At 55.9% G+C, this 13722-nt stretch carries 7 protein-coding genes and 3 pseudogenes; 4 read left to right on the top strand and 6 right to left on the bottom strand.

The genetic code is table 11. From position 1 onward, the window contains the following. The first annotated feature begins 6 nt into the window (after positions 1 to 6). Positions 7 to 162 carry a hypothetical protein gene (locus CK227_RS36910; RefSeq protein ID WP_164548527.1) on the top strand — a complete coding sequence of 52 codons (156 nt, stop codon included), beginning with the start codon at positions 7 to 9 and terminating at the stop codon, positions 160 to 162. Between the two features lie 155 nt (positions 163 to 317). After that, a pseudogene (locus CK227_RS29105) lies at positions 318 to 1774 on the top strand (MFS transporter). An 830-nt stretch (positions 1775 to 2604) separates the two neighbouring features. On the opposite strand, the gene CK227_RS29100 reads toward CK227_RS29105, so the two are convergent. From CK227_RS29100 to CK227_RS29085, 4 genes are all read right to left on the bottom strand, one after another. Continuing rightward, positions 2605 to 4944 (bottom strand): penicillin acylase family protein, encoded by a 2340-nt coding sequence (locus CK227_RS29100; protein ID WP_063170375.1) that lies wholly within the window; start codon positions 4942 to 4944, stop codon positions 2605 to 2607. Positions 4945 to 5296: 352 nt separating this feature from the next. Beyond that, positions 5297 to 6040, bottom strand: a complete 744-nt coding sequence (locus tag CK227_RS29095; RefSeq protein WP_135921822.1) for an amino acid ABC transporter ATP-binding protein — start codon at positions 6038 to 6040, stop codon at positions 5297 to 5299. 94 nt (positions 6041 to 6134) lie between these two features. Continuing rightward, positions 6135 to 7109 (bottom strand): amino acid ABC transporter permease, encoded by a 975-nt coding sequence (locus tag CK227_RS29090; protein ID WP_063170377.1) that lies wholly within the window; start codon positions 7107 to 7109, stop codon positions 6135 to 6137. A 60-nt stretch (positions 7110 to 7169) separates the two neighbouring features. Next, a complete protein-coding gene (locus tag CK227_RS29085) occupies positions 7170 to 8012 on the bottom strand; it encodes a transporter substrate-binding domain-containing protein (protein WP_063169318.1) in 843 nt (280 codons plus the stop codon). Between the two features lie 458 nt (positions 8013 to 8470). Here CK227_RS29085 and CK227_RS29080 point away from each other — a divergent pair. Then, positions 8471 to 8848 (top strand): annotated as a pseudogene (locus tag CK227_RS29080) (alanine dehydrogenase); the annotation flags it as partial. A gap of 354 nt (positions 8849 to 9202) precedes the next feature. Next, a complete protein-coding gene (locus CK227_RS29075) occupies positions 9203 to 10420 on the top strand; it encodes a serine hydrolase (RefSeq protein WP_063169320.1) in 1218 nt (405 codons plus the stop codon). Positions 10421 to 10925: 505 nt separating this feature from the next. Here CK227_RS29075 and CK227_RS29070 read toward each other — a convergent pair. Together CK227_RS29070 and CK227_RS29065 are read right to left on the bottom strand one after the other, a co-directional pair. Further along, a pseudogene (locus CK227_RS29070) lies at positions 10926 to 11312 on the bottom strand (transposase); the annotation flags it as partial. Positions 11313 to 11581: 269 nt separating this feature from the next. Then, a complete protein-coding gene (locus tag CK227_RS29065) occupies positions 11582 to 13237 on the bottom strand; it encodes an MFS transporter (RefSeq protein ID WP_063169321.1) in 1656 nt (551 codons plus the stop codon). Positions 13238 to 13722 lie beyond the last annotated feature (485 nt).

Here is a 13722-nt window from a genome sequence, read left to right as displayed (position 1 = left end):
GCCGAGTTGCTCGGCAAGCTCGTCAGCCTCGGCCAGAAGAACCATGCTGACGACCTTGAGCTTGGCAGCGAGTCGGCGCGCCTTCGCATTCTTGCCGGCGAAGCCGCCGACGCCGGGGGAACTGTGCCGGCGCCACGCAACAGCATGTTTGCACTGATGTAAGGCCGCTGCGACACCAGCGACGGCTCTCCGCCGCCACCTCCGCATCTCGCTACCAGATGACACTAATACAAAGACTGCATTTGGCGCATCCGACGTGTAAGAGGATCGTGTCGCGCGAAGTGGTTAAGCTTGGCGGAACCGAATCGGTCGGAGCAATGAGCAAAGCGGCGGGCGCAGATGCGGATGTAGTTTCGCCGAAGACGTTTGCGCCGCTCAGGAATACGACATTTCGCTCAATCTGGTTTAGCCTCTCAAGTCTCTTCCCTTGGCTGGCTGATGCAGACCGTTGCTATCAGCTGGCTAATGGCAACGGTTCCGACCTCCGATCTGATGGTTGCGCTCGAGCAGGCTTCGTCTAACCTGCCCGCTTTCATTTTGTCCATTTTCGCTAGGGGTTCTCGCCGACAACTTCAGCCGTCGAAGAGTCATGTTCGCCGGCCGATGCCTAATGGTAATAGCATCCGCGATGCTACGGCTTCAGTGGTGCTGGGCTTTATCGCCCCGTGGATGATCTTCGGCTTCAGCTTCTTGATCGCAAGTGGTGCCGCGCTCAACGATACCGCCTGGCAGGCTTCTGTTGGCGATATTGTGGACCGACGCGAAGTTCCCGCTGCCGTCACCCTCCTCTCCATTGGCTTCAACACTGCACGGACCGTGGGACCGGCGCTCGCGGCATCATGATTGCGTCGTTCGGACTTATGACGGCTTTCGCTATGTTTACACTCACCTATATGATCCCTTTGGTCACCATATGGCGATGCAAATGGAAGGTTCGCTCCTCACTTCTCCCACGTGAGTCAATGAGGACGGCCATCTATGACAGGCTGCGCTTCACAGCGATGTCATCGGAAATCAAGACGGCGATCGCCCGCGGAACCTTCTTTGGCCTGTCGGGCATCGCCATACTCGCACTGCTGCCATTGGTTGTCCGCGATCAGCTGGGCGAAGGACCGCTCGCCTATGGCACCATCATCGCCGGCTTCGGCACAGGCGCCGTCATGGCTGGCGTCGCCAACAGCCTATTAAGACGGAGCTTGTCAGAAGAGCAACTAATGACGCTGGCATGCGTCGCCTGTGCGGCGTGCTCCCTTTTTCTGGCACTGCCTCTTCCATTGCGAGCGGCGTCCTGTTTCCCCTTCGCGAGGGTCGCGAGGCCGAGCCCGACCCTTTGGAGGAATTCGACGCGCCGGCAGTCGCCCTCAGTCTCAAGCCGAGAAGCGGCCCCATCGTGGTCAAAGTCGAGTACCTCATACTCGTGGAAAATCTAGAAGAATTCCTCGCCATGCGCGGGTGCCGGCATGTACAGAGTCGCGTTGGTGCTCGGCACTGGACTCTCCAGCGCAACCTTCAGGAGCCTGTGCTATGGACGGAGACATTCCGTACGCCGACCTGGACCGACTACCTTCGCCTGAATCATCGCCTTACCGAGGCCGACAAGGAACTGGACGAGAGAATCATCCTCCTCCACAAAGGAAAGCATTCTCCACGAATAACATTGTCAATCGAGCGCCCCACGAGTGCTCCACGCAAGCCTGAGTCATCAACGCCTTTTTTCCCCCGCCATTCAACGAAACGGCCAGCGTGCCACCGCAGGCTGAATGAAGATACATAAGAAGGCACGTCAACTGCTAACCACATCGGGCGGGCAACAAGCATCGCCGCCTTCGGGTATATGACAGACAGAATGTAGCGGACTTGAAAAATGAAAGGCGCTCACCCACCGCCAACATTTCTCGGCTGGTTCCCGGCATTCAAGGTCCTGCGGCTATACGCGAAGGCGGCAAGCCGCGTTGAAGTCGTCGATATTCAGTCGCATCGAAGGACAATGACGTGTTGCCCTGATGCCACTCTCTGCGAGGTTAGCTTGTTTCTCGGATGAGGAGACAGACAATGGTCTGCCCCCTGAAAGGTCCTCCCTGAGGTATGTGTCCATTCTTGAACTCGGCTCGACAATGATAGCGAACCCTGTTGACCGTCGCACTGTCAGTCTCGAATCAAGTGCTCTCCTACAGCAGATGCGATTATCGCCAATGCGTACTGGTAGCGCCCGAAGCGCGCGTTATCGGCAGCCGCCGAGGGCCGTGATGCGGCCGCGATCGAGCCTTGTAGTAACAGACGCGCTCTCCGGTGGTCGGGCCAGCACCTTACCCCTCTTCCCTATGGCCCCAAGGCAGAGCAATTGCCAATGCGGGACATCCCGCTTCTAAGTCTCCTGCAACATTATTGGAGGCCGCGACGGCCCTGCTCGTGACGATCAGGGGTGGTCGCCGCACACCAGCGGGATCATTGCCCCACAAGCGCATCCAGATTCCGGCCGGGCGTTCCGCTGTCAATATCAAAGTCGGCCGGCGGGCGCTAAAGTGTCGATCCTCACCTTGCCGCCAGGTGAGTTCGACCGATATGTTCCTGCTACAATGGTAAGCGGCCTATACTGTCGCATCCTCAACAGTCAGCGGGAGACAGGACGACCCTATGTTCGAGCTCCCTCCGTATGGACTCCTCTGAATATAACAAGGGCTTGTATTCGCCCCGTTGCCAATCGTGATTGAGGTCACGATAATGACTTGAGATCGGAACACCCGACTGACCTGGATTGTTAATAAAGAGACTGTCATCCCATGACCCAACGTCCATGATTATCCGCACTGACGGTCCTTCTGAAACAGAGAATTGGCCGCTTCGGTAACTCGAAAAATTGAGCGTTGAGCTACTTCCGCCGAGGGCTATGGCGCCCAACGACCATTGTTCAGACGTCAGTGCCTGCAGAGGGTGGCGCAAATCAAGCTTATGTATACTGCCCCATGCCCATGAGGCAGAATCGTCGCCAAATCGACATATGCATTCACTCCAGGCAGAAGTTAGGGATTCCATTATGGAATGCTTCAACTTTTCACTAGGCTCTGCCTGTTCGAGCCAAGAGGCTATGGCCGAAGGCTGTAAAGGCACGAGCAGTGCCAACACTTCATCGTCAGCGCTTTCTAAGCGAGCTACTGTCGGGCCAAGGTGTTTGCTAAGCCAAATCTCAAAGAACGCGGCGGCTGGCGAACTCGCATCCAAATGCCGGTCCCAGTTAGAAAATAAGTGCAACGCAGGCATGTTTGCAACCGAACCGAGAAGAGTGTCTAGTTTCGCAAGAATACGAACTGCTATCGGCGAATACACCGAACATTGCAGCGACATGCAGTCCCGCAACGAGATCTTCTCTGATCGTGAGAGAGTTGTATGAAGGGTATCATGTCTGCTGCTGTCAGACCACTCGTAGCCAAAAGCAGGATGCGATCTACTCCATTCCTCCGGAACATTCATTGCGTTGGCAGTGGCGACAAAACCTTTGGCGGGGTTCATCTCGAACGGCCCATCGTCCGGTGACAAATACCCTTCCCATTCGAACCGACCGTCTCCTGGAACCGGAAGCAGGCCGTCCCAATTTCTTCGGACCGGAGCCGCACCTGACGGTTTCCACGCAATTACATTCGACGTGTCCGCATAGATGTGATTAACTGAAGGACAACCCCAGTTTGCTAGACTGGAGGTGTATTCTGAAAATGTCTTAGAGCGCATTACGGCCAAGCTGGCCATGTAAGGTGCCATGCCGGGATCCATCCATACGGTTCTCAGTGCGAAGGCGCGGTCTTTTTCAGCATTTTGGTTTAAAATGGGTCCATGGCGTGTGAACTGAAGCTTTACCTCCTGGTCGGTGTGGGCGCGAACTGGAATTTTCTCGTGTATAGTCTTCACCTGCTCCCAGGCCCCTTTATATAAGTATTTATTTCCCTCACTCTTGGTTTCGTAAACATAAATATCTTCTTGGTCAGCGCCGAAAATAGTCAGACCAAAGGCGGCTGTCCCGTTGTGACCCATGGAGATTCCTGGGATCATAGGCTCTCCAGCGCCAATTACATCGAGCCCGGGCATACTCAGGTGTACAAGATACCTGATGGACGGAAGGACGTGCTTGCGATGCGGGTCTAGAGCAAGGATTGGTCGCTCCGTTGTGGTTTTTGTTGCGGATATGGCCCAGTTGTTTGAGCCCTCTTGGAACACCGTCTGCATGATCTCATCACTCGGTGTTACGCGGGTCCAACGGTCAGCTTCCTGAAGACTTGCTGCAAGTCTTTCCCTCGAGAATGAGACGGGACAGATTGCCAAGCGAAAATCCTGCAGTACTCGATCTGTCATAAAGGCGAGGTCAAGGCCCTCCGCTGGTCGTGGCGCTATCGGAGGTGACAATTCTTGTCTCAACCTGTCGAGGCGGGTACCTCGTTCCACACCTGCCAATGCCATCACCCTGCAGCGCAGAAGCTCCGAAATCGCATTTCGGGTTAGTGAGTGCGTTCGCACGCGAACGACGTCTTCGGGTTTCCAATAGTCGGGAGTGTGACCGAGGAGGCCAAACTCGGGTGGCAAGGCAATCAAACCGTCATGGCAACTGTCTACGTAGGAATTGATCCCCTCGGCAAACGCTGAGCATATCTCTTCGGAATCCGGGCCGTACGCCTGCCATTCTGCACTCATGGCTCCGCGAAATAAAAAGAGACGCGCCGCCCGATCCTGCTCCAAATATCCGGGGCCAAAGTCTCGTGACAGGAGACCGAGACCTCGTTTGCGCGCAATATCAATTTGCCAGAGGCGGTCTCGAGCTGCATTCCAACCCTGCGCGAAAAATAGGTCGTGCAAGTTCTGAGCCTTGATATGAGGAACCCCCCATTTATCAATGTCGATCGTGACCTCACTCTTAAGCTTGTCGGAGCTGTGGCGGTCGAAGGTTATGTTCTTTAACATGTGTTGATCCGTTTGGTTCACCCAAAGATGGTCGGGAATCTGCCAGAGGACGACGTCTGCAGATTGTGGTCGGTTGCGGGCAGAGGGTTGAGGCCGCACTCTTGCAACCTGATCATGTGTGGCGAGCCAATCCTCAGCGCGCCTGGACGCGAACTGGCACGGTGGGCTGCGCACAAGCTCAGCGGGATCCTACTCTCGCGCTTCCGGGAACGAGGCGCTTGCCGAGAACGCTCTGATGTATGTCAGCCAATACGTACGAATACAATATCCGCACATGTTGTCTCGCTGGCCTGAGGCAACGCATTCGATACACAGTAACTCGGTCGAACGGCCTCGTTGAAGGATGGCTCCCTCAATGCGACAAGATCTGGCTGAGAAACAATTTCGTTCTTTCGTGCTGCGGGTTTCTGAAGAAGTCGTGCGGTGTACCCTCTTCGACGATCTCACCTCGATCCATGAAGATTACTCGATCGGCCACGGCGCGCGCAAAGCCCATCTCGTGGGTGACGCATACCATGGTCATGCCGTCGCGTGCGAGTCCGGTCACAGTCTCGAGCACTTCAGCGACCATCTCTGGATCGAGCGAGGAGGTCGGCTCATCGAAGAGCATGACTGCAGGCTCCATACAGAGGGACCGGGCAATTGCGACGCGCTGCTGCTGTCCCCCGGAGAGCTGAGCCGGATATTTGTTCGCCTGTTCGGGAATGCGCACGCGCTCTAGGAATTTAAGCGCGATCTTTCTAGCCTCACCCTCTGGAACGCCCTTTATCCACATCGGCGCCGCCATACAGTTCATCAGCACGGTCATGTGCGGGAAAAGATTAAAGTGCTGAAAAACCATGCCGACGCTTTTGCGAACTTCAGCTACGTTGCGCATTTTGTTATGTAACCTAATCCCAGTGACGGTAATCTCGCCATCCTGGTGCGCTTCGAGCCGATTGACGCAACGGATCAGCGTCGACTTTCCCGAGCCTGAGGGCCCACAGATGACGATACGTTCGCCCTTGCGGACGGTTAGGTTGATGTCAGTTAGTGCTCTGAAGGCACCATACCATTTGGATACATTCTTAGCTTCGATGACTTCGTCGCTCAATATTGCATCTCTCTTGTTCATTGGCGCATCTGTAAGTGCCTTGAAAATGGCCGAACCAACTTAGACGTCTTTTTTAGCTTGACCAATGAATTCACGATCATCGCTTCTTACTTCTGGCAAAATGGTCCTCGATCCGGGATTGGACCAGTTCCAGGCAGGCGGATAAAATCCAATAAATCATTGCCGCTGTTACTAGCATCTCCATAGTATGGAAGGTTGGCTGGCCGAGTGAGTGAGCTAGATACGTCAGCTCCCAAACGCCAAGAACCGAAACGAGAGAGCTGTCTTTGAGCATTGAGATGAACGTGTTTCCCATCGGGGGAATGATAACCGGAAGCGCTTGCGGCAGAATGATTCTGCGCATTGTGAGCGCAAAGCCGAAACCTAATGACCGGGATGCCTCCCACTGGCCGCGATCGATGCTGGCTATGCCCGAACGGAAGATCTCCGTCATGTAGGCACCACTGCATAGCGAAAGCGCCAACACGCCTGCAGGCACGGCATTAATAACGTAACCTACCTGGGGCAAGCCCATGTAGATCAGATAAACCTGCATGAGAAGCGGCAGACCCCGGAAGCATGAAGTGTAGAAGCTGACTATCGCGTAAGCCATGCCGTTGCTTGACAGTTTCGCAATCGCGCCGATTATTGCGATAGCCGACGCAAATAGCAGTGACATCGCTGATACGTAAACTGTAGTAACTACCCCCTGCGTAATTAGAAATGGCAGGTTTGCCCAAATAAATGGCATGCTTAAGTCAAATGCCGCGAAGAGCGAAAGGAACAGTAGCACCAACTCAAACCATACGATCCCGATTTGGATTTTGAGCGGGACAAAACCAATCAGCACGAGGTTGAGGCAGAACATTGCGGCAATTACAAAAGCGATCGCAATGCGACTGTAAAACTTCACTTGTGCGTGATCGCCAATCACGGGCCGTAGGAGTTCGCCCATCGTGGTGCCCGCTACGTTGAAGATAAGAAAAACCGCGAGCACAATTGCAAATATGCAGCCGATAAACCATGGCTTGTGGACGAGCACCTCAGATTCAACTGTATCGTGGTAAAGCATAAGCATTTTCTTCCTAAGAAGAGGCGCCCCCGGGAAGGGGACGCCCACGATTGTGTCATGTTATTTATCGACGCTGAAATCCCCCCCGAACCACTTGACCGAGAGTTTAGCAAGAGTGCCGTCATCCTTCATCTTCTTGACCGCGGCAGCGACCTTGTCGATAAACTCCTTATCGCCACGCTCGATTGTGACAGCGCCCGGGGCGTAGAATAAGGGATCGCCAATAACCTTCAATGGATAGCCAGATTTGATTGCCGCAGCCGCCGTCGTTCCTTCAGTAATGACGCCATCGAGACGAACACCATCGCCGAGGCGCAGGTCGTCAAGCGTAAGAGAGTTAGCACTTGGATAAGCCTTCACTTGGCCCGCTGTAAATTGATATTGTATTGGCTTAGCGCCGATCCATGCCGGTGTGAGCTTGTGATTGGCATACAAATCGCCAAGAGTTCCCGCTCGGACGCCGACGATCTTGCCCTCCAGGTCGGAAGGCTTCGTCGCTTTGCTATCCTTGTGAACGACAGCGACTTCGCCTTCGTAGAAGTACATGGCCGGGAAGGCGAATTTTTTGGCGCGATCGTTGGTCGGCGTCATTTGACCCATGGCCATGTCCCAACGCCCCCCCCACTGGCCTGCCTGAATGATATCCCAGCCCGGGGTCACGAATTTGATCTTCACGCCCAAGTAGTCCGCAATGCCCTTCGCGACCTCTACATCATCACCGTCGAGTTCATGTTGGTCGTTCAAGTGAGACAAGGCTCCCCAGTCGGACCCGACCGCTACCGTCAATGTCTGTGCCGCGAGCACACGATCAAGGACTTCGCCGGCGCAAGCCTTGGCTGACAAAGACATCGACGCAACCGCCATGGAGACTGCAACTACGACCGTCGTTACATGATTGTTCATCTATAGTTCCCTTTTTTCTCGTTCTTATTTTCTTGAAAGCTACCTTCGTCGCCACCGAGAGGAGTGTCTTAGCGGTGCGCCATTGCTCCCTGCTGATTGGACCCATCCCGGTCCGTCATTTAACGAACGACACCTTATCGCTCTGCATTGTTGGCATTCAGCGAAATCGAGTTCGATGATGCAGGTTTCCTGCGAACTACCCTTGGCTTTCGCCGGATCGCTCTGGCGATTTCACAAAGCACGGATACCCTGGCCTCAGAGAGGTCGGCGAACTCGCCAACTCGCTGGACTCCGAAGGCTGCAGATTGCATCGCCACAAGACGTCTTGTTTGGAAGGATCTAAACTGGACTGGCGCGTTGAATTACACCTTGCAGGGCTGACTCTGGTCACGTGGGAACTGCGGTCCAAGCCCCTCTCTCTCCCTAATCTCGACCTCCCTAATCTCGACCTCCCTAATCTCGACGACCTCTTCGCCGGCCGTGTGCGCACCCGCTACTCAACCGTCGGGGCGCTCGAGGAAGAATGCTTCTCTGCCGACATCGTGGTCGGGGCCGTGCTGATCGCCGGTGCTGCCGCGCCAAAGCTCGTCACCCGCGAAATGATGTCCGGCATGAAGAAGGGCTCGGAGCTGGTCGACGTCGCTATTGACCAGGGCGGTTGCTTCGAGACGTCGCATGCGACGACTCAAGCCGAGCCCACCTACGAAGGCGACGGCGTTATCCACTATCGCGTCGCCAACATGCAGAGTCGCCCATGCCATTTCGCGATTTCTTGCCTTGCGAGTTCGCACGTATCCCTCTGGGTCAACATCGTTGATAGACCAGAGAATTTTTGACTCATCGTAGCTCGGACAGCGGAGACGCGTTACAATTGTCAACCCGTTCGGACCCGGTTTAATCGAGATGTACTCGGCATACTGCGCATGATGGCTCATGCCTCTTGTAGCTGGAAGCGTTCGGCAAGTTAGGTCCTACTTGCCACGCGAGAGCGGGGCCGCAAGTATGCGCCGGCCGCAATACAACGCTGATTTGCTGCGTTGTCGAGGACATTTCGCATAGAATGCGCGCCTGCCGCTGCTATGATCATAACATGTTGTGATTTAGTCCAGTCCGAACTCCCGAGGTTGGGTCGCAACTCTCGATAGCCAGCTGGCGCCGGGGGCGCCTAGGCATGAAATTGGATCCCATGTATGACAGAATTCAAACAACGGCAAACCGTCGGTAACGCGTCGGAGAGCGTACTCGAATTCGACGGACAGCAATACCTGGACGGCCGTGCATCGGATCCTCGCGAATTTGGCTGGATGCGCGGTGCGCCGCCGCCGCCAGACAAGCGTGTAACATTCGAGAATGAAACTGTTTGGACCTTTCCTCAGCTTCGCTGGTCGCTATCGCATATGCGTGAGCTGCGGCCCACAGTCCAAGTGTGGCGAGGGCGGGGCGGACCGTCGCAGCTTGAGTGCAGCAACAGGTCTACCGAAATCGATGGGCTCACGTTCGTCGACATGGACGACCGCACCAACCGGTTCGAGGAGGCGCTATTCGACACCTACACCGACGGCATTTTGGTCCTGCATCGGGGGCGGATCATATACGAACGATACTTCGGCGCACTCGCGCCGCACGTACAACATTCGTGTCAGTCAATCACCAAATCGTATGCGGGCACCCTAGCCGCGGCGTTGGTGCATGAGGGCATTCTCGACGACAGGAAGACAATATCGCAGTTTGTGCCGGAATTACGAGGTACAGGGTGGGAAGATGCAACGCTCCGCCAAGTCATGGACATGCAAACTAACGTTGCTTTTACTGAAGATTACACAAGTGTAGACAAGTCATATAGATGCGAATACCTGCGTACCATACGAAAGGAAGGGGCGCACGGCAAATTTGTCTACAAAGGCGTCGATACCAATGTTATGGCTTGGGTTATGTCGCGCGCAACGGGCCGGTCGTTCGCACAACTGTTGGAGGAGCGCTTATGGTTGCCACTGGGCTGCGAAGAAGACGCCTATGTCGAGATCGACCCGACAAACGGTATGCCGAGGGCGCATAGCGGACTCAATGTGACGTTGCGCGACTTGGCGCGTTTCGGCGAGCTGATGCGATGTGAAGGCTCGTGTAATGGCAAGCAACTGGTTCCCGCGAGTGTTGTCTACGACCTTCAAGATCTCGACCACCCCGCCAAGCCGGACCTCCCATTCGGCTATACATACCGAAGCCAATGGTGGGTATCACACGACGAGCTTGATGCTATTGAAGGTCGGGGCCTTTACGGCCAGAACCTGTACATAGCGCCAAAGGCGGAGATGGTGATTGCGCGCTTCGGGTCGCACCCCGCTTGCGACCACATTGATCGGATTAGAAGGCCGCAGATGCAGGCATTGGGGAGGATGCTCCGCGCGTAACTTGATGCACTAGACGGTCACCGCGCTTGTTTAGGAATTTCCTGCAAATTCGCGGTTGAAGAACTGGGGCGCCTACGCCGAATTCCTGCGTTCGGCTAGGGGGCAATTGGCGCAAAAGGCCTGTAGACGCTGCTACGCTTATGAAGTAAATACCAGAAGCCTCGCTTCCCATATGCATAATGCAGACCGATCTGGCTCGCTTTTGCTGAGGAAACAATGATCACCGAACATTGCATATTGATTGGGGCCGTCGCGACTTTGTATTGCGAGAATGGAACCGGTGGACCTATTGTATTCTTGCATGGTGCCGCTTTCGGGCTTATCCGTCAGCTTGACCTGAAACAAAACCCAACCCAAACATCAACGAGACCCAGGATCAGACCGAAAAATGGCCGCCTTCAAATCGGAATGCTGGCCGGAATGAAATCGGAATGACTGGCCGGCTTCAAATCGGAATCGGTGGCCGGCTTCATCGGAATACGCAGGCAATGGTATCGGCATCAGTGGCAGCGCTCTTGCGCTGCTTCTGGACGGTGAGATCGGCGGTTACCTGGGAAAGCCGGGCGACCAGCGCCTTGAGCCGCTGCTGGGCCGCGCTCGGCGGCAGCGTCGGCTGCAGCCGTTTGACCTCGCTATAGCGGGCGATGACGGCGGCGTCGATCCTGTCGGTCTTCTCCAGGAAGCCCATCGCCTCGGCGAATCAGCGTACGCTCCTCGCATTGGCCATGCCGCAGGCTACTCCCAACTCCCACGACAGCAGGAAGGGAAGCCGTTCGTAGCCGCCACTGGCCTCCATGACGACGAGCTCGACACCATTGACCTAACACCAGGCAGCAAGCTCGGCTATGCCTGCCGCATCGTTGCGAAAGCGGCCCGCCGCTCCGCTCGGCACGACATGGGTATCGAGCCAGTCTTTCGAAACATCCACTCCACAGATAGTCTTGTTCACGGTAACCTGCCTTGTGCGTGCGATTGGAGCCAAGCGACTATTCGGTCGTACGTGACGAAGGCGAAGATCCCAGGCTCACCCACGGTTGTGGCCGGAGGGGTGTCGGGCGACTTCGCCTTGCTTCGAACCGGATGGCCATCCGGTTCGAGGCTCAGTCGCTTCCATCGCACAAAGTCCTCTGCGTGCAGATACAAGGGGTTAACCTCGAAGAGTCAGTGTCGGAGAAAATAACGTGCTGATTCATCGGACTTTAGGGCCGAGCTTGTTGGTCGCTCGATAAAAAGCATGATTTTAGGCGGAAGCTGTCCTGCATGCAATTTCAGCACTTGTTTACCCAATTCCTTGTCTGCTTCCGTGAGACGATGGTTCAGGCGAAGGTAGTCGGTCCAGGTCGGCGTGCGGAATGTCTCTATCCATTGCATAGGCTCCTGAAGGTTGCGCTGGAGAGTCCAATGACGAGCGCCGACGCGACTGTGCACATGCCGGCGCGCCCGCATGAGTTCCAGGAATGCTTCGCGATTTTCCTCGGGCACTAGGTACTCGACTTTGACCACGATGGGACCGCTTCTTGGCTTGAGATTGAGGGCGACTGCCGGTGCGTCGAAGTCCTCCAAAGCATCTGGATCGGATTCGCGGCGCTCGCGAAGGGGAAACAGGAGGCCCGTGGCGGCGACCAGCAGAAGGGCTCCAGCGGAGCCCTCCAGTGCCAAGGTCAGTGAATGGTTCTGGGCCACCGTGCCCCACACCCAACTGCCCGCTGCGATGCCGCCATCGATCAATGCATAGTAAATCGAGATGGTGCGCCCCACGACCCAGCGCGGGCTTGCCAGTTGCACGGTCACGCCGACCCCGGACCAGGCGGTGACCCAGCCCGCGCCACCCATGGCGAGTGCAATTGCCGCCACTGCAATCGAAGAAGTCAGCGCAAGCGAAAGGGAGCATGCCGCGCAGGCGACGCATGCGAGCGTCATCAGCCGCTCTTGTGACAAGCTCCGTCTGAACACGCTGTTCGAGATGCCGGCGAAGACGGCGCCTGTCCCGAATCCGGCCATGAGCGTGCCATAGGCGAGCGGTCCGCCTCCCAGCTGGTCGCGGACAACCAGCGGCAGCAGCGCGAGAATGGCGATGCTCGCCAGACCAAAGAGGGTTCCGCGAGTGATCGCCGTCTTAATCTCCGACGACATCGCCGTGAAGCGTAGCCCGTCATAGATCGCCGTCCTCATCGACTCACGTGGGAGAGGTGATGAGCGAACCATCCACTTGCAGCGCCATATGGTTACCAAAGGGACCAGATAGGTAAGACTGGTTACGGCGAAAGCCGTCATCAGCCCAAAAGAGGCAACTACTATGCCACCGAGCGCCGGGCCTACGGTCCGAACAGTGTTGAAGCCAACGGAGAGGAGCGTGACGGCGGCGGGAACGTCGCGTCGGTTCACCATATCGCCAACCGAGGCCTGCCAGGCTGGATCGTGGAGAGCGCCGCCGCATGCGATCAAGAAGCTGAAGCCGAGGATCATCCACGGATCGACAAAGCCCAGCACCACAAAAGCCGTCAGCATCGCAGATGCCAATACCATAAGGCACCGGCCGGCGAACATGACCCGGCGCCGGCTGAAATTATCAGCCAAGGCCCCGGCGAAGACGGATAAGATGAACGCTGGCAGGTTTGAAGAAGCCTGAACCAGCGCGACCATCAGATCGGAAGTCGAAATCGTAGCCATCAGCCAGCTGATGGCAACAGTCTGCATCAACCAGCCGAGCGAGCTGACCTGCGTGGCGAACCAGATTGAACGAAAGCTCGGATTTCTGAGGGGCGCAAATGCTCCTGGCGAATTTGGATCGGCGACTTGGTCCGCAAGACTGCTCATCAATCTAACTCTTGCCTATGAGCCAGTTTTACATTGCTCCGACAGCCAGCAGCCGCCCAACCCGTTGAAGGTCCGAATCGGCCAATGTGCGCAAATAGTTACAACGCCCGGCAGGAGATTGAACTCGCTGCCGGGCCGATGCGCCTTGGGAGGAGGCGTAGTTGGAACCTTTGTGAAGACTTGGAACCAGCCGCATCAGGCCAGCCTACACTTACAATATGAGGATCAGACCACTCCAGGATTTTAGTGCATTGAATGGGTACTCTTCCAGCAATCCTCGCCAACAAATGCAGGAGATCGGCGTCGAGCTCCTAAATCTGCATAATATCGGTGATTCGCGGGCGAGCAGTGCAGTGGGCACATTCTCCAAGCTAAACGCTGAACGGGCTTTTTGCTTCTCAAATCGCCATAACAGGGAGAGATGGGCAAATACTACTTCAATATGCTCCCAAGGACGCTGAGTTGACTGCAGCCTCAGCAGAGCT

The sequence above is a fragment of the Mesorhizobium sp. WSM4308 genome, assembly GCF_002294905.1.
GTDB lineage: Bacteria > Pseudomonadota > Alphaproteobacteria > Rhizobiales > Rhizobiaceae > Mesorhizobium.
Note: the sequence above shows the minus strand (reverse complement) of the source record. Positions and strands in the feature narration are given on the sequence as shown.